General features: G+C 71.4%; 20 protein-coding genes. 14 read left to right on the plus strand and 6 right to left on the minus strand.

Translation table 11 applies throughout. The annotated features are described in order from the left end of the window. Window positions 1–1436 precede the first annotated feature (1436 nt). The 5 genes from AWQ71_RS29730 to AWQ71_RS29750 all read left to right on the plus strand — a co-directional run bounded on the left by AWQ71_RS29730 (window position 1437) and on the right by AWQ71_RS29750 (window position 7191). Window positions 1437–2024: a hypothetical protein gene (locus AWQ71_RS29730; protein WP_157570656.1), complete on the plus strand. Its 588-nt coding sequence runs from the start codon at window positions 1437–1439 to the stop codon at window positions 2022–2024. Between the two features lie 100 nt (window positions 2025–2124). Further along, entirely contained in the window at window positions 2125–2523 is a 399-nt protein-coding gene (locus AWQ71_RS29735; RefSeq protein WP_067139067.1) for a hypothetical protein, read from the plus strand. Window positions 2524–2718: 195 nt separating this feature from the next. Then, complete coding sequence (locus AWQ71_RS29740) at window positions 2719–4104, plus strand: purine-cytosine permease family protein (protein ID WP_067139070.1); 1386 nt, start codon at window positions 2719–2721, stop codon at window positions 4102–4104. Window positions 4105–4421: 317 nt separating this feature from the next. Beyond that, window positions 4422–6176 carry an adenine deaminase gene (locus tag AWQ71_RS29745; RefSeq protein WP_067139073.1) on the plus strand — a complete coding sequence of 585 codons (1755 nt, stop codon included), beginning with the start codon at window positions 4422–4424 and terminating at the stop codon, window positions 6174–6176. A gap of 13 nt (window positions 6177–6189) precedes the next feature. Beyond that, a complete protein-coding gene (locus AWQ71_RS29750) occupies window positions 6190–7191 on the plus strand; it encodes an adenosine deaminase (protein ID WP_067139395.1) in 1002 nt (333 codons plus the stop codon). 61 nt (window positions 7192–7252) lie between these two features. On the opposite strand, the gene AWQ71_RS29755 is transcribed toward AWQ71_RS29750, so the two are convergent. Further along, window positions 7253–10378, minus strand: a complete 3126-nt coding sequence (locus AWQ71_RS29755) for an ATP-binding protein (RefSeq protein WP_169806668.1) — start codon at window positions 10376–10378, stop codon at window positions 7253–7255. Between the two features lie 227 nt (window positions 10379–10605). Between AWQ71_RS29755 and AWQ71_RS29760 the strand changes: the two genes are divergently transcribed. Next, window positions 10606–11997, plus strand: coding sequence for an FAD-binding oxidoreductase (locus tag AWQ71_RS29760; protein ID WP_067139079.1), 1392 nt, complete (start codon window positions 10606–10608; stop codon window positions 11995–11997). Between the two features lie 42 nt (window positions 11998–12039). Here AWQ71_RS29760 and AWQ71_RS29765 read toward each other — a convergent pair whose 3' ends face one another. From AWQ71_RS29765 to AWQ71_RS29775, 3 genes are all read right to left on the minus strand, one after another. Then, window positions 12040–13587, minus strand: a complete 1548-nt coding sequence (locus tag AWQ71_RS29765) for a PucR family transcriptional regulator (RefSeq protein WP_067139082.1) — start codon at window positions 13585–13587, stop codon at window positions 12040–12042. Window positions 13588–13650: 63 nt separating this feature from the next. Further along, on the minus strand, window positions 13651–14316 hold the full coding sequence (tenA, locus tag AWQ71_RS29770) for a thiaminase II (protein ID WP_067139086.1): 666 nt from the start codon (window positions 14314–14316) through the stop codon (window positions 13651–13653). 56 nt (window positions 14317–14372) lie between these two features. Then, window positions 14373–15320 carry a LuxR C-terminal-related transcriptional regulator gene (locus AWQ71_RS29775; protein ID WP_157570657.1) on the minus strand — a complete coding sequence of 316 codons (948 nt, stop codon included), beginning with the start codon at window positions 15318–15320 and terminating at the stop codon, window positions 14373–14375. A gap of 217 nt (window positions 15321–15537) precedes the next feature. Here AWQ71_RS29775 and AWQ71_RS29780 point away from each other — a divergent pair, with 217 nt between their 5' ends. Then, complete coding sequence (locus AWQ71_RS29780; protein ID WP_157570658.1) at window positions 15538–16737, plus strand: neutral zinc metallopeptidase; 1200 nt, start codon at window positions 15538–15540, stop codon at window positions 16735–16737. Between the two features lie 72 nt (window positions 16738–16809). Here the strand turns inward: AWQ71_RS29780 and AWQ71_RS29785 are convergent, their stop codons facing one another. Then, complete coding sequence (locus tag AWQ71_RS29785) at window positions 16810–17778, minus strand: LysR substrate-binding domain-containing protein (protein WP_245658573.1); 969 nt, start codon at window positions 17776–17778, stop codon at window positions 16810–16812. 31 nt (window positions 17779–17809) lie between these two features. Beyond that, window positions 17810–19135 carry an MFS transporter gene (locus AWQ71_RS29790; RefSeq protein ID WP_067139095.1) on the minus strand — a complete coding sequence of 442 codons (1326 nt, stop codon included), beginning with the start codon at window positions 19133–19135 and terminating at the stop codon, window positions 17810–17812. Between the two features lie 177 nt (window positions 19136–19312). On the opposite strand from AWQ71_RS29790, the gene AWQ71_RS29795 reads away from it, so the two are divergent. From AWQ71_RS29795 to AWQ71_RS29825, 7 genes are read left to right on the plus strand one after another with little or no spacing between them, the layout of a single operon-like run. Continuing rightward, window positions 19313–20746, plus strand: coding sequence for a 2-hydroxymuconic semialdehyde dehydrogenase (locus AWQ71_RS29795; RefSeq protein WP_067139098.1), 1434 nt, complete (start codon window positions 19313–19315; stop codon window positions 20744–20746). 8 nt (window positions 20747–20754) lie between these two features. After that, window positions 20755–21567 (plus strand): 2-keto-4-pentenoate hydratase, encoded by an 813-nt coding sequence (locus tag AWQ71_RS29800; protein WP_067139101.1) that lies wholly within the window; start codon window positions 20755–20757, stop codon window positions 21565–21567. After that, window positions 21564–22313, plus strand: coding sequence for a 2-keto-4-pentenoate hydratase (locus AWQ71_RS29805; protein WP_174550773.1), 750 nt, complete (start codon window positions 21564–21566; stop codon window positions 22311–22313). The genes AWQ71_RS29800 and AWQ71_RS29805 overlap by 4 nt, the downstream gene beginning before the upstream one ends. Beyond that, window positions 22310–22735, plus strand: a complete 426-nt coding sequence (locus AWQ71_RS29810) for a RidA family protein (RefSeq protein ID WP_067139104.1) — start codon at window positions 22310–22312, stop codon at window positions 22733–22735. Before AWQ71_RS29805 ends, AWQ71_RS29810 begins: the two co-directional genes overlap by 4 nt. After that, entirely contained in the window at window positions 22732–23274 is a 543-nt protein-coding gene (locus AWQ71_RS29815) for a 3-hydroxyanthranilate 3,4-dioxygenase (protein ID WP_157570659.1), read from the plus strand. Before AWQ71_RS29810 ends, AWQ71_RS29815 begins: the two co-directional genes overlap by 4 nt. After that, window positions 23271–24263 carry an amidohydrolase family protein gene (locus AWQ71_RS29820; RefSeq protein WP_067139108.1) on the plus strand — a complete coding sequence of 331 codons (993 nt, stop codon included), beginning with the start codon at window positions 23271–23273 and terminating at the stop codon, window positions 24261–24263. Before AWQ71_RS29815 ends, AWQ71_RS29820 begins: the two co-directional genes overlap by 4 nt. Continuing rightward, window positions 24260–25441 (plus strand): carboxylesterase family protein, encoded by a 1182-nt coding sequence (locus tag AWQ71_RS29825; protein ID WP_067139110.1) that lies wholly within the window; start codon window positions 24260–24262, stop codon window positions 25439–25441. Before AWQ71_RS29820 ends, AWQ71_RS29825 begins: the two co-directional genes overlap by 4 nt. The last annotated feature ends 183 nt before the right edge of the window (window positions 25442–25624 follow it).

The following is a 25624-nucleotide window of genomic DNA, read 5'->3' on the forward strand; positions in this document are numbered from 1 at the left end:
CTACGGGGCGTTTCGCCCGTTTGGGCTGACCCGGGGGTCGTGGCGCGCTCCCACCAGTCAGCATCACAAGGGCGGGACTCGTCGCGACCCGGTAGTTCATCAGGAAAGAACCCGGCGGGCTCGAACAGCTGAGTCATGCCCACCCCCGATCGCGATTAGAACGCCTGTATGAATAATGCCAAAGGCGGCGGCGTTAATCAAGTCGAATTCGCAAAGAATTTCGAGGAAGGTATCGATATTATATTTCGAGAAATGTCGGATTTCTGGCCACGTTGGTTTGGGGCGGTACGTCCCTGAGTGAGCCATTGTTGGTAATTGAAGATCGCGTTGTGTGACGCTGGCATGGTCCAGTTGTGCTTGTGGTTGAGCAGGACGAGTGCGGCCTGAACGATCTTCACGATGCGCCAAGGGTCGAGGCTTACCCGGCGTAGGGCCTTGAAGGTGACGGGGAGCAGGGCGTTCGCCCGCTTGCCGACTCCTCGCAGGCCTTGAAGCAGCGTGTGTAGGTGTGCTGGTCATGGCCGAGCTTGGGCTGGCCGGACCTCTTCTTGGCGGGGACGCGTACGACGTCGGCGGCACCTTCGTAACCCTGGTCGGCCAGGGCCGGCAGATCGGATCGGGGCGGAAAGTGACGAGAGCGGCGATGACCCCGTGCCGGCGGGCACCCGGATCACACAGCTCGCGATCGATCACGGCCGTCTGGTTGCATGACGCGACCACAGCGGGCCGCCTGGCCGGCCTCTTCTGGGGCCGCCGCCCTCCAGGCTCCTGACAATCGGACGGGACGTCACGCCGAGGGGTGCCAGGAGCGCGGCTTGGTGTTCGGGCGTCCCTCGCTCCTCACGGAGGCGTGCGCTCGTTGCTCGGTGAGGCTTTCCGCCCGCTCCGGGACGCGGCCGCGACCAATCGGACGATGTCCGATTCCACACTCGAAACCTGGACGCGCTGAAAGAGCGCGGGGCTGAGCTGGGGGCGGATCCCGATCGGCAAATCGTCGAGATCGGGAAGCAGGACTACTCCCGTCGCGTCGGGTGCGAGCACGGCTCCGCCCACCAGAGTGCGGTGGATGAGGAGAGCAGGCCACGGCCGGCGACCTGCCCGCCGCAGGGCGGATTGCTGGGGATCCGATCGACGCTGCCGTCGGCCATCGGTAGACGTCCGGCCTCGGCCCGGGCGAAGACGACTTGGCCGATGCTGCTGCCCGGCGTCGGCGGGTGTTCCGCACCAGTGTGAAAGGCGTGTGAAAGGCGACGGGCAACCCGGCCGCGTTCTCGCGGGATGCGCGCAAAGCGCTCACGTTCAACCGAGAATCCGGCCGGCACGAACCCGTGTGAGGCGAGTCCCGTCGAGGCGTCGTCCGATTGGGGCAAGAACGGGAAAGACGGAAAGAACGCGGAGTTCGAGCGGATCCGAGGTTCGGCGAGCAAGATGGACGCATGCGCAGTCTCCTCGCCGTCGGCGTCGTCCTGGTGGGATTGACCGCCGCATGCGGCACCGGCGATCCGCCCGCGCGACGACAGGCTCCCTCCCCGGGTTCTCCCGCCGTCTCCCCAGCGTCTCCTGCCGCCGCTTCCGCGTCCGTACGGTGCGACGAGGGGATGGACGGGGCAGCCGCTCCTCCCGCCGACTTCCAGGTGGTCGGCGATGCGGTGGCGCTGCCGACGAGCGATGTCAGGAAGGCGGCCCTGCAGGCGTCCGAGGCGAAGATGCCGGACGGAAGCCCGGGATCGTACGCCAAGCAGGGCCTGCTCGTACGGCGCGGACGCCATGTCGAGTTGTCCGTGCCGGAGAGCCTGACCGGCCGGGCTTGGCTGGTATGGGGTAAGCCCGGCTCGCCGGGTGCGCGCGTGGTGGCGGACCGGTGCGAGTGGGACAAGGAGTGGATCGTCTTCCCTGGGGGCTACCTCGTCCGCGACATGGGATGCCTGCCGATCCGGGTCCGGGTGGACGGCGGCGCCGTCCAGGAGGTGCTGATCGGCGTCGGCGCGCCGTGTCCGGGACAGGGGCCCGCGCCCCAGATCTGATCCCTCGCGCCAGGATCAGTAACGAGGTCGGATCGACGACCCGGTTGATCCTGCTGTCCGGCGTCGGGTAGCCCCCGGCGTCAGTGAGCCCCCGGCGTCGGTGAGCTCCCGGGGTCGGTGCGGTGAAGACGGGCGGAGCGGCGCCACTGCCCGCTGTCGGCAGCCCTTTGAGCGGTTCTCCCGAATCCCCGCCGGGCAGGCCGGCGGCGAGGACTGCAACTACCTGGTCTACGGCGGGAAGTACCTCAACTCGACGGCGGCCAGCCTGGATCCGTTGAGCGGCAACGGGGTCACGCTGAACTCGTTCCGCCCCAACAGCGACGGCTACCTGTGGTGCGAGAGCGACGGGCCGGACGGGATATCGGTGGGCAACTACTCGTTCCGCTCGCGACTGGCCGAGGAGCACATGTTCCTCACCGAGAACGGCGAGAACAACCAGTTGACCGTCACCGCGGGTCCCGCGGTGAACACGTGGCGCCGGCTGCCGGTCACCCAGTGACCAGCGGGCGGGTCCGGCCGGAGAGCCTGACCGGCCGGGCCCGGCCGGCGTGGGGCACGCCCGGCTCGCCGGGCTTGGAGACGGCTACAGGAAGGAAAGCCATGGCTCGTGGCGTTCGCCAATGGCCAGGGTCGACGTTCGCTGGTTTCCTGGAAGCGCCCAATATGTCGCTTCTAAAGGTAAAGAGGGGGGCCGGTGGCCGTCGAGCAACGCGGCATTGAGCTGGTATCGCAGCAGGAGAGGTACGGCAGGCCCCGCGACCTGCTCTTCCTGTGGTCGGGGACGACGCTCGGCATCTTCACCCTGGTCTACGGCACGGTCGTCGTGTCCCTCGGCCTCAGCTTCCCGCAGGCGGTGGCGGCGATCGTCATCGGAAACCTGCTGTCCTTCCCGCTGGTCGGACTGACCAGCCTCCAGGGCCCGGCCGTCGGCACGTCCACGATGGCCGTCTCCCGCGCCGCGTACGGCCCCAAGGGCGCCCGCGCGCTGGGCTTCTTCGGCTGGCTGAACATGGTCGGCTTCGAGGCGGGCGGCATGGTGCTGATCACCTTCGCCGCGCTCGCGCTGCTGGACAAGGCGGGCGTCCACGACCAGGGGATCGGGCTCAAGGTGGCCGTGATCCTGGTGGCCGCGCTGATCCAGCTCGTGCTCCCGCTCGTGGGGCACGCCGCCGTCATGAAGGCTCAGAAGTACTTCACCTGGGTGTTCGTCGCCATGTTCGCGATCATGGCCGTGCTGATCGGGCCGAAGGTGGAGATCACCGCGAGCGGCGGCGCCGACTTCGCCACGTTCACCGGCGCCGTCGCGCTGGTCATGTCCTGTGGCGGGCTCTCCTGGGCCCCGCTGGGCAGCGACTACTCCCGCTATCTCCCGCAGAACGCGAGCCGCAAGGCGGTCTTCGGCTACGCCGCACTCGGCGGCTTCGTGCCGTACGTGCTGCTGATGACGCTGGGCGCGGCGGTGGCCACCGTGGTCAAGGACGCGGGGGACCCGATCTCGGGCCTGCCCGGCGCGCTGCCCGGCTGGTTCACCGTGCCCTACCTGCTGCTCGCCATGGTGACGCTGTTCGCGGTGAACACCACCGACCTGTACTCCTCGGGCCTGAACCTGCAGGCGGCCGGGATCAACGTCAAGCGCTGGGTCGCGGTCGTGGCCGACCTGGTGATCTGCGTCGCCGTCACCTATGTCGCCGTGATGTCCGACTCGTTCAACACCATGCTGAACACCTTCCTCGGCCTGCTGATCATCTGGCTGGCGCCGTGGGCCGGGGTCTACCTCTCCGACTGGCTGCGCCGCAGGGGCTCCTACGACGGCCCGGCGTTGTTCGACGAGAGCCCGGCGAGCCCCTACTGGGGACATGGCGGCATCCGGTGGTCCGGCATGGCCGCGCAGATCATCGGCATGATCGCGGCGGGGCTGTGCATCAACTCCGTCGCGTTCGTCGGCTGGATCTCGCAGGCGATGGGCGGCGCGGACTTCAGCATCTTCGCCGGGGCGATCGTGGCGGGCATCACCTATCTGGCGCTGGAGCTGGTGCTGAAGCGGCCGCCCGCCCTGCAGGCCGCGCCCGACGCCGCCTGACCTCGCACCCCGGAGAAACCCGGAGAAACCCCGGAGACATCCGGAGAAGCCCGGACAGTTCCGGAGAAGCCCGGACAGTTCCGGAGAAGCCCGGACAGTTCCGGAGAAGCCCGGACAGTTCCGGAGAAGCCCGGACAGTTCCGGAGAAGCCCGGACAGTTCCGGAGAAGCCCGGACGGTTCCGGAGAGACCCGGACGGTTCCGGAGAGACCCGTCAGCCCCCCGCCTGAACCGGTCGCGGGGAGCGGCCGGAGCCCGCGCTGACCGCGCCCCGGCCCGCTCCCTGCGCGACCACGACAACGAAAGGCACGACATCCGATGGCCGACCGCCTCCTGCTCGACGTCGCCTACGGGCGACGCCCCGCCGACCGCATCATCACCGGCGGCACGCTGGTCAACGTGCTGACCGGCGAGACCTACCCCGCCGACGTCGCGATCAGCGGCACGCGGATCGCGGCGGTGGGGGACCTGCCCGAGGCGCTGCGCGGCCCCGACACCGAGATCATCGACGCGCGCGGCGGCTACCTCGTGCCCGGCCTGATCGACGGCCACCTGCACATCGAGTGCAGCAAGCTCTCGGTCACCAGCTTCGCCGACCTGGTCGTCCCGCTCGGCACGACCAGCGTGGTGTCCGGCCTGGACCAGATCCTCGTGGTCGACGGTCTGCCCGGCGTGCGGAGCTTCCTGGACGAGTCCAAGAACACCGGCATGCGCATCTGGTGGGGCGCCCCCGCCAAGGCGCCGTACACGGTGCCGGAGTCGACGGTCGGCCACACCTTCGGGCCGGAGCAGCACGCGGAGGCGCACACCTGGCCGGAGTGCGTCGGCGTGTGGGAGACCGTCCAGGAGATGGTGGAGCACGGCGACCCCGCGGTCATGGACGCCCTCGACCTGGCCGAGCGGCACCGGCTGCCCGTCTTCGGCTGCGCGCCGCTGTCCGACGCCCGCCGGATCGGCGGCCTGGCCGCGGCCGGGGTGCGCCTCGACCACGAGTCGTACTCGCACGAGGAGATGCTGGAGAAGCTCCGCCTCGGCATGTACGGGATCGTCCGCGAGTCGTCGGTGGCGCACTTCCTGGACGAGAACATCCAGGTCGTGGCCAAGGTCGGCGCGCGGCGCGTGGCGTTCTGCACCGACGACGTCCACGCGGCCGACGTGCTGGCCGGCGGGCACATGGACAAGCTGGTCCGGATGGCCGTCAAGGCGGGCGTCGACCCGGTGACCGCGATCCAGATGGCCACGATCAACTGCGCCGAGATGTACCGGATCGACCACCTGGTCGGCAGCATCGCCCCCGGCCGCTTCGCGGACGTGCTGATCGTGGACTCGCTGGAGGACTTCCGCGTCCGCGAGGTCGTGGCCGGCGGCGCCCTGGTGGCACGCGGCGGCACCATGATCACCCCGACGGCGCCGCCGGAGCGCGGCGCGGTGCGGTCGCTGCCCGTCCGCGAGGTCACCGCCGATGACCTGGTGCTGCGCGCGCCCGAGGGCGCCTCGCAGGTGACCGTGCTGACCATGAACATGACGCCGGAGCAGGTGTTCGTGCGCAAGCGCCGCGACGTGACGCTGCCCGTCACCGGCGGGCTGGTCGAGCCCTCGGTGGCCGAGGACGCGCTGCTGGTCACCGTGGTCGAGCGGTACGGCAAGACCGGCAACATGCCGGTGGCCATGGTGAGCGGCATGGGCCTGCGCAAGGGTGCGATCGCCACCAGCGCGGCCCCTGACGACAACAACATCATCTGCGTGGGTGCCTCGCGCGCCGACATGGCGGTCGCGATCAACGCGGTCGTCGCGGCGGGTGGCGGTCAGGCGGTCGTGGTGGACGGCGAGGTCGCGGCGCTGCTGCCGCTGCCGGTCGGCGGCATCGTCTCCGACCTGCCCGCGGCCGAGATGGCCGCCGCCGAGACCCGGCTCGACGACCTGGCGCGGGAGCTGGGCTGCGCGCTGCCCGCGCCGCTGATGTACCTGTTCTTCCTCTCGATCACCGCGATCCCGGACTACGCGATCACCGACCTCGGCCTGGTCGACTGCGTGGCCCTGGACGTCATCGACCCGATCATCTCGGAGGCCTGACATGCCCGAGTCCATGAAGGACTTCATCGCCGGACTGCCCAAGTGCGAGCTGCACCTGCACATCGAGGGCACGCTCGAACCCGAGCTGAAGTTCGAGCTGGCGAAGCGGAACGGCCTGGCCCTGCCGTACGAGTCGGTCGAGGACATGCGGGCCGCCTACGACTTCGACGACCTGCCGTCGTTCCTGTCGGTGTACTACGAGGGCATGAACGTCCTGCGCACCGAGCCGGACTTCTACGACCTGGCCATGGCGTACCTGAGCAGGGCCGCCGCGCAGAACGTGCGGTACGCGGAGATCTTCTTCGACCCGCAGGCGCACACCTCGCGTGGCGTGCCGTTCGACGTGGTGGTCCGCGGCCTGCGCCGGGCGCTGATCGACGCCGAGAACCAGCTCGGCGTCCGCGCCCAGCTCATCATGTGCTTCCTGCGTGACTTCCAGGCCGAGTACGCCATGGCGACGCTGCTGGAGTCGCTGCCGTACCGGGAGTGGATCGTGGGCGTCGGCCTGGACTCCGACGAGAAGGGCAACCCGCCGGCCAAGTTCGCGGCGGTGTTCGCCCGGGCCCGGCAGGAGGGCTACCTGCTGACCATGCACTGCGACGTGGACCAGGAGAACTCCACCGAGCACATCCGCCAGTGCGTCGAGGAGATCGGCGTCAACCGGATCGACCACGGCGTCAACTCCCTGGAGGACCCGAAGCTGGTTGAGGCCATCAAGGAGCGCGGGCTCGGCCTGACCGTGTGCCCCATCTCCAACGGGTACGTCACCGACTCGATGAAGACGGACGCCATCCGCCGGATGCTCGACCTGGGCCTGCGCGTCACGATCAACTCCGACGACCCGGCGTACTTCACCGGCTATGTGCAGGAGAACGTGGCCGCGGTGCAGGAGGCGCTCGACCTGTCCCGTGAGGAGCTGGTCCGGCTCCAGCGCAATGCCTTCGAGATCACTTGGCTGCCACGCCAGGTGAAGGACGCCTACCTGGCCGAGCTGGACGCCTACGCCGCGTCCTGAATCGACGAACCGGCACGCCCGTCCGGCCCGGCGCACGCCGGGTGGGGCGGGCGTCGCCGCGTCAACCGGGGGAGAGCCGCCGGAACAGGGCGAGGCTGCGCTCCTCCAGGTGGCGCAGGCCGAGGCGGCGGTGCGTCTCACGGCCGGCTTCGGCGTGGGCGAGCGCCCCCGCGACGTCTCCGGTCCGGTGGAGCAGCATCGCCACCACGTCGTGCAGAGCGCCCCAGGAGACGCATCCGGTGCCGAGCGTCACCAGCTCGGCGGCGATCGGCCGCAGCTCGTCGAGCAGGTCGCCGGGGTCTGGACGGCCGAGCCTGGCGGCGACGAGTCCCCACTGCCACATGACGAACTGCCAGGTCCAGTCGCGCTGGACGGCCGTGCCCCAGCGGTCCATCAGCCGGTGCGCGAGGCCCTCGTCGCCCGACTCCACCGCGGCGAGCACGGCCGTGGGCCGTACCAGCAGGTTGGACTCGTTCGCGCCGCCCTCGACCAGCGCGGGTAGGAGCGCCGGCCCGCGTCCCTGGCCCCATTCACAGAAGAACGTGCCGATCAGCTTGAGGGGGTCGGGTCCCCACAGGCTGGTGCGGCGGAAGGCGCCCGTGGCGAGGCCCACCAGACGGGTCGACTGCGTCCAGTCGCCGCCGAGGATGGCGCGCCCGGTCGCGGCGAACGTGACCTGGGTCTCGATCTCCGGCATCCGGACCTCGTCGATCATCCGCAGGCAGCGGGCCAGCTCCGCGTCGTACTCGGCGAGCCGTCCGGCGCGGAGCAGGGTCGGCATCCGGTGCAGGCGGGCGATGATCTCGGTGGCGCGCGGCAGCGCGGGCAGGGTGAGGATCTCCTCGGCGGCCCGGCAGCGCTCCTCCTCGTGCTCCGGCCGCCACGCCGCGATGACGAAGTTGTTGAGGGTACGGGCGAGGAGGCCCGTGTCACCGAGCTCGCGTGCCAGCTCCACGGCCTCGAGCGCGTGGCGCCGCCCCTCCTCGCGGCGGTCCCCGTAGTACAGCTCGACACCGAGCGTGCCGAGCAACTCGGCCCGGGTGGCCGCGGCGCGCGGGTCGAGGCGGTGGAGCTGGTCTTCCAGAACCCGCACCATGCCCTGGTCGACCATGCCGTAGTGGCGCCAGTTCCACAGCGTCACGCCGCCGAAGACCGCCGCGGCCTCGATGACGGCCTCGTCGTCGCCGATCTGGGTGCCGAGTGTCACGGCCTCGTCGAGCGTGGCGCGCGCCCCCTCGACATCGCCGGTCGCCCGCCGGGCCCGGCCCAGCTCGATCAGCAGCCGGCAGCGGCGCAGCGCCGGCTCGCCGGTGGCCGCCTCGAGGGCCCGTTCCCAGTGCATGACCGCCTCGTCGTAGGCGAGCGTCGCCGCGGCCCGGCGCGCCGCCTCGGCGGCGTACGCGATCGCCTTGTCCGTGTAGCCCACCCGGGCGGCGAGCCCGAAGTGGCGGGCGAGGGCGGACAGGCGCGAGGCGGCGTCACCGTGGGACAGGCTCTCGACGGCCTCGCCGACCCGGCCGTGGAGCTGGGCGCGCTGGCGGCGGCTCAGGCCCGAATACAGTGCCTCCTGCACCAGAGCGTGGGAGAAGCGGTAGTCCCAGCCGCCGTCCACCTCGACCAGCAGGCCCGTGGCGACGGCGGGCTCGAGCAGGGTCATCAGCCGCGCGCCGCCGATGCCGGTCGCGGTCTCCAGCACGTCGGCGTCCACGTCCCTGCCGATCACGGCCGCCGTCCGCAGCAACGTCTGACAGTCCTCGGGCAGGCGGGACACCCGCTGGTTGATGACGTCCCGTACGCCGTCGGGCACGGCGAGGGCGAGCACGTCCGAGGCGTCCACCCGGTCCTTCGTGCGGACGCTGGACAGCAGGCGCAGCATCTCTCCGAGGAAGAACGGGTTGCCACCGGTCCGGTCGTGCAGGGCGCGGGCGAGCTCGGGCTCCGTGGCCGGACCTCCCGCCTCGGCCAGGTAGTCGACGATCTGCTCAGAGGTCAGAGGGGCGACGCCCATCCGCTCGGTGCCGCGCTGCCGGGGGAGATCGCCGGGCAGCGCCTGGAGCGCCTGGATCCACGGCCAGAACGCCGGGGCGCCGCTACCTTCGACGCACCGGCTCCATGCCACCGTGACGCCGCGTTCGGCGGCCATCTCGGCGGCGGCCTCGGCCAGGCGGGTCTTGCCGATGCCCGACTCGCCGGTGACGAGGAGCACGCCGCCGGCCGTCTGCCTGAGGTCGTCGAGCCGTTCTCCGATGCGGCGCAGGTGGGGCTCCCGCCCGACCAGCCGGGGGAGGATCGGGCCGGGCGGTCTTCTCAGCTCGGCCACAGGTGGCGCGGCGGGGGACCAGGACCGGACCAGGAGCTCATCCTGGTTCAGGACGGCCTGCTCCAGCCCGCGCAGCTCAGGGCTCGGATCGATGCCCAGTTCGTCGCCGAGCAGCGCGCGGCACCGCTGGTAGGCGGCGAGCGCCTCGGCCTGCCTGCGGTCCTGGTACAGGGCGCGGATGAGCAGCGCCCACAGGCCCTCGCGGTACGGCTCCCTCTCGAGCAGCCGCTCGACCTCGACCGCGGCGGCGGCCGGACGTCCGAGCGCGAGCCACGCCTCCGCCCGGACCGTGAGTGCCGACAACCGGACGGCGACCAGCCGGGCGATCGTGGACTGTGCGAAGGCCTCGTCGGCGAAGTCGGCGAGCGGGTCTCCCCGCCACTCCACCAGCGCCGGGCGCAGAATCCGCTCCACGTCCTCCGGTTTGCCGTCCGCCAGCGCGGCGTGGGCCGCGTCCGCGGCGCGGGCGAAGCGCTCGGCGTCGAGCTGGGAGGGGGTGATGTCCAGCAGGTAGCCGGGCTCCCGGGTACGCAGGACGCGGGCGGGGGAGCGCGGGCTACGACGGGGCTCCAACGTCCGGCGCAGGTGCGAGATGTACGCCTGGAGCGTTCCCGTGGCGCTCGACGGCGGTTCGTCGGCCCACAGCCGGTCGATGAGCTGGTCGAGCGGCACCACATGCGGTGCGTTCAGCAGGAGAAGCGCCAGCAGGGCCCGCTGCTTCCGTGACCCGATGTCGAGGCGGGCTCCCGCGCCGTCCACGACCTCCAGAGTTCCGAGGACGTGGAAGTCGAGCCGGTTCCCCGGCTGCGAGGAGGCTCCGCCTGTCCGGCGGCCCGGCGCGTCCGCGTCGTCCACACCCGCCCGCATCACTTCCCCCGAACGAGCCAGGCCGCTGATTTCCGGCTCATCATACTGACATGTCGGTTGATGTCTGATCGGGCTGGTGAGCCCGCCACGCGGGGCCGCTTGCGCGCCTCTTGGACGTCGCTTGGATTCCGGCGGGACGGCCTCAACCAGCCTCCAAGTCGGTGGTGCGACAACTGGGTCCGCTGAGACACACATCCCAGTCATACATCGCGACATCAGGAGAAGATATGGACACCACGCACTCCTCTATGGAGGCCGCGCTGCGCCGCGAGGTCATCGGGCCCGTCCTGATCCCCGGCCAGGACGGGTTCGAGGAGGAGGCCGCCGGCTTCAACCTCGCCGTACGGCACCGCCCCGCCGTGATCGTGGGGGCGACCGGCGTGGAGGACGTCGCCGCGGCGGTGCGGCTCGCCGCGGCGCACAGACTGCCGGTGGCGGTGCAGGCGACCGGCCACGGCGCGGTTCAGGCGGCGGACGGCGCGCTGCTCGTCAGCACCCGCCGGATGAGGGAGATCGTCGTCGACCCGGTGGCCCGGACCGCGAGAATCGGCGCCGGCTGCACCTGGGCCGAGGTCGTCGCCGCGGTGTCGCCATACGGTCTGGCGCCGCTCAGCGGCTCGGCGTCCGGCGTCGGCGCGGTCGGTTTCACGCTGGGGGGCGGCATCGGGCCGATCGCGCGGACGTTCGGGTTCGCGGCCGACCACGTCCGCGAGATCACGGTCGTGACGGGAGACGGCCGGATCCGTACAGCCGACACGGGCCGGGAGCCGGACCTGTTCTGGGCGCTGCGCGGCGGGAAGGGCGGCTTCGGCGTCGTCACCTCGATCACCGTTGATCTGTTCCCCATCACCGCGGTGTACGGCGGGGGCCTGTTCTACGCGGGCGAGGATGCCCCGTCGGTCCTGCACGCCTACCGGACCTGGACGGCCACGTTGCCCGAGGCCACCACCACCTCGGTCGCCCTGCTCCGCCTCCCCCCGCTGCCCGAGCTGCCGCCGCAGCTGAGCGGGCGGTTCGTCGTCCACCTCCGGATCGCCCACATGGGCGAGGAGCGGGAGGCCGAGGCGCTGCTCGCTCCCATGCGGGCCGTCGCCGCGCCGGTCCTCGACGCCGTCGGGCCTCTGCCGTACACGGCGCTCGACGCCATCCACCAGGACCCTGTCACCCCGATGCCGGTGGCCGAGCGGAGCATGCTCCTGCGGGAGCTGACCGGTGAGGCCGTGGACGCCCTGCTCGCCGTCGCCGGCCCCGCGGCCCAGGTCCCCCTCGCTGTGGTGGAGGTGCGACAGCTCGGCGGCGCGCTGGCCCGCGAGCCCAAGGAGCCCAACGCCGTGGGCGGGCGCGACGCGGCCTTCTCCCTGATGGTCATCGGCGCGCCGGTGCCTGAGCTGATGGACTCGGCCGTCCCGGCCTCCATCCGGGCGGTGGTCGAGGCCGCCGCGCCGTGGTCGACGGGAGGGACGATGATCAACTTCCAGGGCTCCGCCCTCGCCCCCGAGCAGCTCTCCCGGGCGTGGCCCGAGCCCGTGCTGGCGAGGCTCGCCGAGCTGAGGGACCGCTTCGACCCGGCGAACCTGTTCCGCTTCGGCCACGTCGTGCCCCGGCGTTCCGGCCGCTGACGCGCGCCGCGAGAGGGGCGGAGGTGGGTGGGGACCTGCGAATCAGCGCATTCTGAGGGCGAGCAGGAAGTCCACCCGCTCCTCCAGCGTGTTGAGGGAGCGGCCGGTCAGCTCCTCGATCCGCTTCAGCCGGTAGCGCAGCGTGTTGACGTGGACGTGCAGCCGGTCGGCCGTCGCCGCCCAGGAGCCGGACTCCTCCAGGAAGGTCTCCAGCGTCTCGATCAGGTCGGTCTGGTTGGCGGCGTCGTACTCCTGCAGCCGGCCGAGCAGGCGGGTGCGGAACGACCGGCGCAGGTCGCCGGGGATGGCCGCGAGCAGTGACCGGTGTGAGCCGACGTCCTCGGCGGTCATCGCGCTCACCCGGTCGCGCCCCAGCGCCGCCAGGGTGCGCGCGTGCCGCGCTTCCTCGATGAGGCTGCTCAGCCCGGCCGGGCCGGTCGTCACGCTGCTCAGCCCGAGCGCGATCCGGGCCTTGCCGAGACCGGCCTCCAGGGTCCGCGCGCCGCGCAGCACGTGCTCGGCGATCTCCTCGGCGGTGTTGCCCGCGAGCGGCACGAGCGCGACCGCCTCGCCGTCCTCGCGCGCGGTGGCCACGCCCGGCGCGATCGGGCGCAGCAGCTCGTCGAGGACGGCGGCGCCGACCTCGTCCGCCCGGGCCACGCCCTCGATCCGCAGTGTCGCCGCGAGGAGCCCGTGCTCGGTCTCGACGTGCAGCGTGTGCAGTCGCGAGACGACCCCGGGCAGGTTGGCCTCGCCCGAGGCGAGCAGGTCGAGGAGCTGGTCGAACACGCGCCGCTCGATCCGCTGCGCGGCCTCCAGTCGGGAGCGTTCCAGCGCCACCAGCGCGGCCAGCTCCACGATCAGGTCCTCGTGCTCGCCGCCGACGCCCGCCTGCTCCCCGGCGTACGCGAGGAACCAGTTGGCGATGCGGTGCGGCGCGCCCTTGCTGACCGGGAAGACCGACAGCAGCGTGCCGTCCTCCCGCGTGGACATGCCGGGCAGGAACCGCGCCGACAGGAACGTGTGGGCGAGCCGGGCGCGGTCGTGGGCGGCGAGCGGCTGCGACCCCACGATGACCCGGCCGGTGGCCGACATCACCCAGCAGGGCACGTCCAGCTCTCCGGCGACGGCGGTGACCAGCTTGGTCAGGCTGCCGCCGTCCACGAGCACGCTCGCCAGCCTGCGCCGGGAGCCCTGGAGGCCGCGGGGCGCGGCGCCGAGCTCGTCGATCAGGCGGCGCAGGACGTACTCGGTGACCGCGCTGAACGGCACCTCCACCGACAGGCAGAGCAGCGGCAGGCCGGCCTCGGCGCAGGCGTCGATCAGGTCGGAGGGCGGCACCTTCAGCGCGGTACCCGAGCAGAGCGCGGTCACCCCCACCCCGGCGAGCGCGGCGACGAAGCGCCGCGCGGAGTCGGGGCCGTCGTGCCAGGTCAGCTCGGTGAGGACCAGCTCTCCGGGCTTGACGAACCTGGTCGGATCGGGCAGGTCGGTCGTGGACACGCCACGCACGCGCCGGTCGAGCAGGTCGTGGCCGGTCAGGACCTTCAACCCCAGATGGTCGACCTGGCACAGGTCCCGCAGCCGCATCTCTCCCAATCCCGTAGCTGTCCGATTTCTTCCGTCGAATGCTCTATTGAGAGTATCGGCAGCTCAGACGGGCCACTCCTCCCGCCGCCAGGCGGCGTCCCAGAACATCCACTCGTAGCGTGCGGTGGTGGTGGCGTTGGCGAGGAGTCGCCCGCGTTCGTCGTCGGTCAGGCCGGCCGCGACCTCGTCGAGCAGGTCGAGCACGCCCGCGACGGTCTCCTGGTACTCCGCGCCGCCGTACGTCTCGATCCACCAGGCGTACAGCGGGTCGGGGGAGGAGCGGCCGAGCAGGGTCTCGCCGACGCGGGCGTAGATCCAGTAGCACGGCACGATCGCGCCGAGCGCCTCGGCGAAGGTGCCGAGGTGGCAGGCGCGCAGCAGGTACGACCCGTAGCCGAGCGCGGTCGGCGGCGCCGGGTGGCGGCGGGCCTCCGCCTCCCCGATGCCGAACGCGTTGAGCAGCTCCACGTGCAGGCTGTGCTCGACCTCGACGGTGCGGGCGGCGTCGGCGGCGAACCGCTGGACGGCGGCCGGGTCGGGCGCCTTGACGGCGCACGCGGCCAGCGCCCGCGCGTAGTCGGGCAGGAAGTGCGCCTCCTGCAGGACGAAATGCCGGAAGACCTCTTTGGGGAGGGAGCCGTCGGTCAGCCCGGTGAGGAAGGGGTGGGCCAGGATCTCGTGGTAGATCCCGTCCATCGCCCGCCACAGCTCGTCGCGGAAGGGACGCATCCGCCGATGCTATCCAGCCCGCCGACGAGCCCGGCGTCCAGTCCGGGTGAGGGGCACTAGATCCAGCCCTTGCGGGAGGCCTGTACGCCGAGCTGGAAGCGTGTCTGGGCGCCGAGGACGTCCTGCAGCCTGGCGATCCTGCGGGCGACGGTGCGCTCGCTGACCCCGAACTCGCGGGCGATGGACTCGTCGGTGAGTCCGGCGCTGAGGTAGCTGAGCAGCCGGCGTTCCTCGGCGGTCCGGCCGGCGTCGAGGTCGTCCGCCTCCACGGTGGCGGCGAGCGGCACCGCCATTCTCCAGAACGACTCGAAGATCCCGGTGAGTCCCGTCAGGAGGCCCGACGGCTGGATCGCGATGGCGTGGCGCGTCTCGCCGTCTCCCCGGAAGATCAGCAGGGCCTCACGGTCGTCGCCGATGAGCATATGGAGGGATATGTCGGGGAACACGCGGGCCTGCTCGCCGGCCTCGACGCAGGCGCGCAGGGCGGCGAGCGCGGCGGGCCGGCGCAGGATCTCGGCTCCGTAGACCGCCCGGATGGCGACGCCGCGGGCCAGCGCCTCGAGGGTGCCCGCCGCCACCCGCGGGGTCTCCTCGGGACGTGATACCGGTCCGAGGACCAGCGCCCGCACCTCGCGCTCCGCCTGGTCGAGCAGCTTGCGCTCCATCGCCGCCGTGCCGTCCGCGGAGGCGACGCTCTCGAGGTAGCTCGCCGACCGCTGGTGATCCTGCCAGATTCTGGCCAGTACGGCGGCGCTCTCCCTGGCCAGCAGCGCCTCACGCGCGCGGCGCTCGGCGTAGGAGGCCAGGGCGCTGAGCGGGGGCAGCGGGGACACGCGGCCGTCCGCCACGGTGACCAGCCCCAGCGCCTCCAGCTCGGCCAGCGCGCGCTCGAGGTCTTCACGCAGTGCGGGCAGGGCCTCCACGGGGCTCTGGCCGGCTTCGGCCAAGGAGAAGTAGATCGCTTCGGCCGTCGGTGAGAGGCCGAGCGCCTGTAAGGGTCTCACCGTGTCGTTCACCTTCCCGAGGAGCCCGGGGTCTCGAGGAGCCCCGAGGAGCCCCGAGGAGATCGCGGACGCAACCGAGGGCGCTCCCTGGCGGGTTCGCCTTCCCATTCCTTGTCATATTCCGGACATGCCGGATCTTGACACGTCAGGATCGTTCACAATCGATGTCAGGAATCTGGAGACTTTCGCCAAGTGCTTTCACGTCGAAGGAGTCCTTTTGCGTAAGCCCTTGGCCCTCCTGGCCGCCGCCGCCGTCGCCGCCGCCCTCACAATCGGCGCCCCGGCCTCGGCGCAGGCGACATCCCCCACCTCCGCGCTCGAGGGCGCGATCAACTCGCTGCACGTCGACGACGCCACCAAGGCGCGCTATCTCGAGACCGTCAAGGCCCTGCCGGCCGACTGGCAGGAGCGGGCCGCCCGGTTCAAGGCCGGGCTGGGCGTCACCGGCTCGGCCTGGAACGAGATGGCGCTCAACGCCATCGATCCGAACGACTACCAGTGCGCGGACACCACGCTGAGCGCGTGGCTCGACGCGCGGCTCGAGGGCGCGGATTTCAGCACGATCTTCATCGTCGTGATCCTCGGCGGCCTGGACATCCCCGCGTACGACGCGCTGCTCTTCAACTCGGGCGACACCCCGCAGAGCTACGGCGAGAGCGGTGAATACACCACCACCGTCACGCACGAGCTGCGCGATCTGAAGAAGTTCTGGGACATCAAGTCCGACGACATCCGCGGCGTCGCGATGCACGGCGACGTGCTCAAGGACGCCGACCGCACCGCCCGCGTCCTCGAGGTGCTGTGGGGCCTGCCCGCCGGTGAGGGCAGGGACCTGGCCGACCTGCTCATCGAGGTGCTGGCCGCCGACCCGGTGCTCAACGCCGACAACCCGATCTTCACGTTCAACGCGTTCGCCTTCACCGCCGAGGGAGACCCGGACCCGGTCGTGCAGGGCATCCCCGACAAGATCATCATGGGTGACGGCATCATGAAGGGCATGGCCGGGATCGGCCTGGACGACGAAGTGGCCGCCAAGTCCATCCTGAGCCACGAGTTCGGGCACCACGTCCAGTACGAGGACAACCTCTTCGACAGCCCGCTCACCGGCCCCGAGGCCACCCGCCGCACCGAGCTCATGGCCGACGCATTCGCCGGGTACTTCCTCACCCACAAGCGCGGCGGAACCCTCAACGCCAAGCGCCTGCTTCCCGCGGTGCAGTCCTTCTTCGAGGTGGGCGACTGCTCCTTCTCCAGCGACGGTCACCACGGCACGCCGAACCAGCGGCTGGCCAGCTCGTCGTGGGCCGTCGACCTGGCGCAGGACGCGCAGAAGCAGGGCCACATCATGCCCTCGATGACCTTCGCCAACCTGTTCGACGCCCAGCTTCCGGTCATCGTCAAGCCGGACGCCCAGTAGTCCAGTAGTACTGCCGACATCGGGGGCCGGTCGCCGGACCGGCCCCCTTTCATGTCAGGAGGCCGGCGACCGTTATCCGGTGGGACGGGCCGCCTCGTCCTCGGTCATGGGCAGCTCATGCTGGAGCGCCTCCGCCTGGCGGCGCAGGTGGTCGAGCATGGCCTTGGCGGCCGGCGTGAGCGGCCGGGCCTCGGGCAGCGTCACGCCGACCGAGCGCCGTACGGACGCGAGCGGCACCGGCAGCTCCGCGAGCTGGTCGTCGGTGCGGACAAGCAGCGCCGGCAGCGCGGCGATCATGTCGGTCGCCAGGAGCAGCGAGCGGATCGTCAGGATCGAGGTGCACTCGACCCGGTTCTCCGGCAGCGGCAGCCCCTCGCGCTGGAAGACCTGCTCCAGCTCGTGCTTCAGGGCGGTCTGGTCCAGCGGGAGGATCCACGGATAGCCGAGCAGCTCGGGCAGCGTACGCGCGTGCCCGGCGGGGTGCCCGGCGCGGGCGACGAGCAGGGTCGGCTCGTTGTAGAGGGGGATCTGGTGCAGGCCCGGCCGGCCCTCGATGGGGTTGAGCCGCCCGAGAATCAGGTCGGTGCCGCCGTCGATCAGCCGCGGGACGAGCGAGTCGAACGTACCCTCCCTGACGATCACCGTGATGCCGGGCCGTTCGGCCTTCAGCGCGGCGATCGAGCGGGGCAGCAGCACGTTGGTCGCGGCCAGGAGGGTGCCGACGGTGACGGTGCCGGTCTCGCCGTCGGCGAGCCCCGCGATCCGGTCGCCCGCCCGGCGCAGCTCGGCCTGTACGGCACGGGCGTGGTCGATGAACGCCTCGCCGAAGAGGGTGGGCGTGACGCCGCGCGGGCCGCGGCGGAACAGCTCCACTCCGAGGATCTGCTCCACCTCCCGCAGCCCGCGTGTCACGGCGGGCTGCGCCAGGTGGAGATGCTCGGCGGCACGCAGGACGCTGCCGTGCTCGGCGATGGTTGTCACGAGCACCAGGTGCCGGAGCTTGAGCCGGCCGCTCAGCAGGTCCAGCGGTCGGGATATCACCGCCACATCATATAAGTCCGGAAAGTGGGACCTATTTTGCTATATCGGCAGGCGAGGCGGGCTGTCCGGCGGGGAGGTCGCCCAGACGCTCGGCGTCGTTGCGCGGGATCACGAGCGCGGCGACGAGGCTGATCGCGGCGACCGCGGTCAGGTAGCCGGTGATGGACAGCGAGCTGCCGGAGGCCGCGAACAGCGAGGCGGCGATGAGCGGGGTGATGCCGCCGCCGAGCAGCGAGGCGAGCTGGTACGCGACCGAGGTGCCCGAGTAGCGGATGGCCACGGGGAAGAAGCTCGCGGTCAGCGTGCCCTGCGGGGCGTGGGTCATCGACAGGACGGCGCCCATCGCCACCATGAACACCGCGATGAGGGCGGTGTTGCCGGTGTTGATGATCGGGAGGATCGCCACGGCGCCCACCAGCAGGACCACGGAGCCGCCGGTGAAGATCGCGCGCAGCCCGCGCCGGTCGCCGATGTGCGCCCAGATGGGCGCGGTGGCCAGCCACACGGCGGCGCCGCCGATCACGCACATCAGCAGGAAGGTGCGGGACAGGTGGACCTCGGTCTCGCCGTAATTGAGGATGTAGACCATGAAGATGTAGGAGACCGCGCTGTTGCCGACGACCACGCCGATGGTGTGGATCACCTGGCGCCAGTGGTCGCGCAGCACGACCGCGATCGGCAGCCTGGCGGGCTTGCGGCGCTCGACGAGGTTCTCATACGCGGGGCTCTCCTCGATGCGCAGCCGCAGGTAGAGCCCGACGCCCACCAGCACGACGCTGAGCAGGAACGGCACCCGCCAGCCCCACGACAGGAAGCTCTCCTCGCTGAGCAGCGACGACGTGCCGAGGAAGACGAGGTTGGCGGTCAGCATGCCGGCGGGCGTGCCCATCATGGGGAACGCGCCGAAAAGCCCTCTTCGGCCCTTCGGGGCGTGCTCCATGGTCAGCACCACAGCGCCGCCCAGCTCGCCGCCGAGCCCGATGCCCTGCGCGACGCGCATCAGGACGAGGAGCACCGCCGCCCCCACACCGAGGGTGGAGTACGTCGGGAGCAGGCCGATCAGCGTGGTGCCGATGCCCATGATCAGCAGCGATACGACCAGCGTGTTCCGCCGTCCGATGCGGTCGCCGAAGTGGCCGAAGATGATGCCGCCGAGGGGACGGGCGAGGAAGCCCACGGTCATGGTGCCGAACGAGGCGATCGACCCGGCGACCGGGTCCATGGCGGGGAAGAACTGCTTGTTGAAGACCAGTGCGGCCGCCGTGCCGTACAGGAAGAAGTCGTACCACTCGATGGTCGTGCCGATGAAGGCCGCCCACGAGACGCGGCGCGCGGCCTTGCGGCGGTCTGTGTCCATAAAACACCTGTGCCTTTTCGGTCGGGGAGTAGGGATGAGGATGCATCCAGGTGGTATGCCGCGACGAATACCGATCTGGGCGTGAGGTATGCGGATCCTGATATATAACGAAATTGAGATAGCTGAGACCTAGAGCGGTATTAGACTGTTATGCCATTGCGCAGCACAATTGCGGCCATGAAGCCCGCGCACTACGTCAACGGTGTCTTCGCGCCGACGGAAGCGACCTTTCCGCTGCTTTCCCCCGTCGACGGAAGCCAGGTAGGAGTCGTCCCCGAAGCCTCGCGCGACATCGTCGACGCGGCGGTCCGCGCCGCCAGGGCGGCGCTCGACGGCCCGTGGGGACGCACGAGCGTCGAGGAGCGGTGCGCGTTCCTGCGCCGGATCGCCGACGGCATCGAGGCCCGCTTCGACGAGTTCGTCGCCGCCGAGGTCGCCGACACCGGCAAGCCGCGCGACCTGGCCGCCACGGTGGACATCCCGCGCGCGATCGGCAACTTCCGCGCCTACGCCGACCTGGCCTACGGACGCCCCGAGCGGGCCTACCCCACCACGGTCCCGGGCTGGAGCGGCAGCGGCCAGGCGCTGAACTACACCGTCCGCCGCCCGCTCGGCGTCGTCGCGATCATCTCGCCGTGGAACCTGCCGCTGCTCCTGCTGACCTGGAAGGTCGCGCCCGCGCTCGCCGCCGGCAACGCGGTCGTCGCCAAGCCGTCGGAGGAGACCCCGTCCACCGCGACCCTGCTCGCCGAGGTGATCGGCGAGGCGGGGCTGCCGGACGGCGCCTTCAACCTCGTGCACGGCCACGGCGCCGGCGCGGCGGGGGAGCACCTGACCTCCCACGCGGGTGTGGACGCGATCGCCTTCACCGGCGCGTCGGCCACCGGCGCGGCGATCATGCGCAACGCGGCCGAGCACGTCACGCCGCTGTCCTTCGAGCTCGGCGGCAAGAACCCGGCACTGGTCTTCGCGGACGCCGACCTCGCCGAGGCGGTCGAGGGGACCGTGCGGTCGAGCTTCACCCACTCGGGCCAGATCTGCCTGTGCACCGAGCGCGTCTACGTGCAGCGGCCCGTCTTCGACGAGTTCGTCCGCGCCCTGGCCGAGCGCGCCCGCGCACTCACCGGCTACGGCCCGATGATCTCGGCCGAGCACCGCGACAAGGTGCTCTCCTACTACCGCCTCGCGGTGGAGGAGGGCGCCACGGTCCAGGCCGGCGGCGGCGTGCCGACCTTCGGCGACGCCCGCGACAGCGGGTTCTACGTCGAGCCGACCGTGCTGACCGGGCTGCCGCAGAGCGCCAGGACCGTACGCGAGGAGATCTTCGGCCCCGTCTGCCACGTCGCGCCGTTCGACGACGAGGACGAGGCGATCCGGCTGGCCAACGACAGCCCGTACGGCCTGGCCGCCACAGTGTGGACCACCGACCTGTCGCGCGCCCACCGCGTGGCGCCGCGCGTCGAGGCCGGGATCGTGTGGGTCAACTGCTGGAACCTGCGGGACCTGCGCACCCCCTTCGGAGGGGTGAAGGCGTCCGGCATCGGGCGTGAGGGCGGCGAGTACTCGCTCGACTTCTTCTCCGAGCCCGTCAACGTGTGCGTCAAGATTTGAGGACATCCGTGACAGAGAGACACCAGGCCGCCGCGGCACGGCTGCTGGAGGCGTACGCGTCCGGCCGCCCGTGCGAGCCGGTACGCGACCTGATCGACGGCGTGGACGACGCCTACGCCGTGCAGAACCTGGTCACCGAGCGGTGGCTGGCGCAGGGACGGCGCCTCACCGGCCGCAAGATCGGACTGACCAGCACAGCGGTCCAGCGGCAGCTCGGGGTGGACTCGCCGGACTTCGGCATGCTCTTCGCCGACATGGCGGTGCCGGACGGCGAGGAGATCCCCGTCGGCGCGGTCCTGCAGCCGCGCGCCGAGGCGGAGGTCGCGCTCGTGCTCGACCGCGACCTGACCCACGAACGGCACACGGTCGCCGACATCATCCGGGCCACCGCCTTCGCGCTGCCCGCGATCGAGATCGTGGGCAGCCGGATCCGCGACTGGGACATCACCCTGATCGACACCGTCGCCGACAACGCGTCCTCCGGCATGTACGTCCTGGGTACCCGTCCGGTGTCGCTGCGGGACGTGGACCTGCGGCTGGCCGGAATGGTGATCGAGCGGCGCGGCGACCAGGTGTCCAGCGGCATCGGCGCGGCCTGCCTCGGCAACCCGCTGCACGCGGCGGTGTGGCTGGCCGACACGCTGGTGCGGCTCGGCCGCCCGCTGCAGGCGGGCGACACCGTGCTGACCGGGGCGCTCGGGCCGGTCGTCCCGGTCGTGCCCGGCGACGTGCTGGAAGCGCGCATCGACGGCCTCGGCGACGTGCGGGCCGCGTTCGCCGCCGAGAAGCCCGCCGAGAAGTCCGCTGAGGAGGAAGTGTGAACCCGCGCCTGAACGCGTTCGCGGAGACCCTGGACGAGGCGGTGCGCAGCCGCCGGGCCGTCCCCCGGCTCACCGACACCGCGCCGCTCGACGTCGCCGAGGCGTACGAGGTGCAGCGGGCGGTGATCGAGCGGAGGCGGGCCAGGGGCGAGGCGCTCATCGGCGTCAAGATGGGCTTCACCAGCCGCGCCAAGATGGTGCAGATGGGGGTAGACGACGTCATCTGGGGCCTGCTCACCGACGCCATGCTGGTCGAGTCGCACCTGGACACCTCCGAGCTGATCCACCCGCGCATCGAGCCGGAGATCGCGTTCCTGCTGGACCGGCCGGTGCGCACCCCCGCGGACGCGGTCGCGGCCATCGGCGGGATCGCCGTCGGCTACGAGGTGCTCGACTCCCGCTACGAGGGCTTCAGCTTCACCCTCGCGGACGTCGTCGCCGACAACGCCTCGGCCAGCGGCTTCGGGCTCGGCCCGTGGCACGCTCCCAAGCACGTCGGCAACGTGGGCATGCTGCTGGAGATCGACGGCCGCCCCGTGGCGAGCGGCTCGTCGGCGGCCATCCTCGGAGACCCGCTGCGGTCGCTGAACGCGGCCGCGCGCCTGGCCTGCGCCGCCGGGATCGAGCTGCAGCCCGGCTGGGTCATCCTCGCGGGCGCCGCGACCGCGGCCGTCCCGCTTCCCTCCGGCGCGCACGTCCGCGTCAGCGCCGCCGGTCTCGGTCACGTGGAGGTGACGACGCGATGAGCGACGCGCTGCTCGTCCAGGGCAAGGCCACCCCTCGGGGGAGGTTCCCGCACATCAGGCGGGCGGGCGACTTCGTGTTCGTGTCCGGCACCAGCTCGCGCCGTCCCGACGGCTCGTTCGCCGGGGCCCGCGCGGACGCCATGGGCACCACCGACCTGGACATCCGCGAGCAGACCAGGGCGGTCATCGAGAACATTCGCGACCTGCTCGCGGCCGCCGGCGGAGACCTGTCCGACGTGGTCAACGTGACCACCTACCTCGTCAACATGAACGACTTCGGCGGCTACAACGAGGTCTACGGCGCGTACTTCGACGAGACCGGGCCCGCGCGCACCACGGTCGCCGTCCACCAGCTCCCGCACCCGCACCTGCTCATCGAGATCTCCTGCACCGCTTACATCCCCCAAAGGAGCGCACAGTGATCCCTCCCTTCAACCTCCAGAAGTGGATCGACGAGCACCAGGACATGCTGCGGCCGCCCGTCGGCAACGTGCAGATCTGGAAGGACGCCGACCTGATGGTCACCATCGTCGGCGGCCCCAACCAGCGCACCGACTTCCACGACGACCCGATCGAGGAGTTCTTCTACCAGCTCAAGGGCGACATGGTGCTGCGCGTCATGGAGGAGGAAGGCAAGCCTCCGGTGGACGTGCAGATCAAGGAGGGCGACATCTTCCTGCTGCCGCCGCACGTGCGGCACTCGCCGCAGCGTCCGGTGCCCGGCTCGATCGGCCTGGTCGTCGAGTACGCCCGCCCGCAGGGCGAGCTGGACGCCTTCGAGTGGTACTGCACGGAGTGCCACCACCGGGTCCACCGTGCCGAGATCCAGCTCCAGTCGATCGTCGAGGACCTGCCGCCGGTCTTCCAGGCCTTCTATGACGGCGACCGCACCTGCCCGCACTGCGGGGCGACCCACCCGGGCAAGGACTGGCCCGAGCACATGCGGCCGGTGATCCGGTGACCCGTTCCGGTCAGGTCATCGACGTCCACGCGCACGTCTTCCCGCGCATCTCCCGCGAGGAGAGCCGGATCCTCGCCGGGGCGGGCGAGCCGTGGCTGCGTGACGGCATGATGATGAGCGGCGACGACGACTACCGTCCCGTCACCCCGGAGCTGTGGGATGCGGGGGCCCGCCTCGCGGCGATGGACCGCCTCGGCGTCGACGTGCAGGCGGTCTCGTCCACGCCGCTGCTGTTCGGGTACGCGGCCGAGCCGGATCGCGCCGCGGACTGGTGCGAGATGGTCAACGACCGGATTCTCGCCTACTGCGCCGAGGATCCCTCCCGCCTGCTGCCCCTGTGCCAGGTGCCGCTGCAGGACCTGGCGACCGCGTGCGCGATGGTCGACAAGGCCAAGGCGGCCGGGCACCGGGGCGTCCACATCGGCAACCACGTGGGCCCGCGCAACCTCCACGACCAGGACATCGTCGCGTTCCTCACCCACTGCGCCGACGTGGACATGCCGGTGCTCGTCCACCCGTGGGACATGCTCGCCACCGACCGCATGGCGGGCTACATGCTGCCGTGGCTGGTCGGCATGGCGACCGAGACCCAGCTCAGCATCCTGTCGCTGATGCTGTCCGGCGCGTTCGAACGGCTGCCTTCCTCGCTGCGGCTCTGCTTCTGCCACGGTGGCGGCAGCTTCGCGTTCCTTCTCGGCCGCGCCGACAACGCCTGGCGCAACCGGGACATCGTGCGGAAGGACTCGCCCAAGCCGCCCTCGGCGTACACCGACCGGTTCTACGTCGACTCGGCGGTGTTCGACCCGCGGGCGCTGCGCCTGCTCGTCGAGGTCATGGGCGTCGAGCGGGTCATGCTCGGCACCGACTTCCCCTTCCCGCTGGGCGAGCAGGAGCCGGGCGCGGTCGTGCGCGACTGCCCCGAGCTGGACGAGGCCGCCCGGGCCGCGATCCTCGGCGGCAACGCCACGAGGTTCCTGGGGCTGGGATGACGCTCGCGCACCCGCCCCTCGGCACTCTGCGCGGCGTGGATCTCGGCGGCGTCTCCGCGTTCACGGGCGTGCGGTACGCCGCGCCGGCCCGCCGGTTCGCCGCGCCCTCCCCGGCTCTGCCGTGGGAGGGCGTCGCGGACGCCGTCGCACCCGGCCCGCCCGCGCCGCAGTGGCCGGGGCGGATGGGCTGGGTGCCGGGGCTGGAGATCGACCCGTCGAGCGGCCGCGAGGACTGCCTGTTCCTGAACGTCTGGACGTCCTCGTGCGAGGAGCGGCGGCCGGTGCTGGTGTTCCTGCACGGCGGCGCGTTCGTGTTCGGCTCCGGCGCGCAGCAGATGTACGACGGCGCCGCGCTCGCCCGCGACCACGGGCTCGTCGTCGTGACGGTGAACTACCGGTTCGGCTTCGCCGGGTTCTGGTACGGCGACGGCGTGCCGGCCGACATCGCCCTGCGGGACCAGCTCGCCGCGCTTGAGTGGGTGCGCGACAACATCGCGGCCTTCGGCGGCGACCCGGAGCGGGTCACCCTCGGCGGCCATTCGGCGGGCGCGACCAGCGTGCTCGCCCTGATGGCCCTGGCGCCCGGCCTCTTCTCGCGCGCCGTGGCCATGAGCCCCGTGCCGTACGGCTTCGCCACCCGGGAGGAGGCCGCGGCCTGGACCGCGGCCGCCCGCGAGGCGCTCGGGGGCGCCGACCCGTTCACCGCCCCGCTCGCGGACCTGCTGGACGCCGAGGGGGCCGCCGCGCGGGCGACGCCGCCGGTGGGTGGGCTGCTGCCGGTCGCGCCGGTCGTCGACGGCGACCTGCTCGCCGTCCATCCGATGGACGCGATCCGCTCGGGCGCGGCCGCCCCGGTGCCGCTCCTGGTGACGACGACGTCGCAGGAGATGCGGCTGTTCGCCGCGATCGGCGGGGGAGACCCCGGCAGGCGCGACGTGTTCGAGGAGCCCGCGCAGGAGGTCGTCGAGGCGCACCGGGGGCCCGCGCGGCTGCTGGTCTGCGACCACCGCTCGCCCCTGCGCCACGGCGGGATCACGCTCGGCGCCTGCCATCTCGTGGACGTGCCGCTCTACTTCGGCAACCACGGGACCCCGCTCACCGGCGCCGGTCCCGAGGTGGACGAGCGGGCGGGCGCGATGACCGAGGAGTTCGCCCGGTTCTGTCGCGGCGAGGAGTGAACGCGATGAATGAAGCCGCCACGGTCGCGATCACCGGATCGGGGAACATCGGCACCGACCCGCGGGCCGGCCCTGTCCGGGACTTCTGGGGAGGTCTGACCGGGCGGTCGTGCAGATTCCCGGAAGACCTCTCCTTTTACCCGTCCTGCCGGGCGCGCACGCTATGAGGCAAGTCACATGATC

The sequence above is a fragment of the Microtetraspora malaysiensis genome, assembly GCF_001528665.1.
Taxonomy (GTDB): domain Bacteria; phylum Actinomycetota; class Actinomycetes; order Streptosporangiales; family Streptosporangiaceae; genus Microtetraspora_A; species Microtetraspora_A malaysiensis.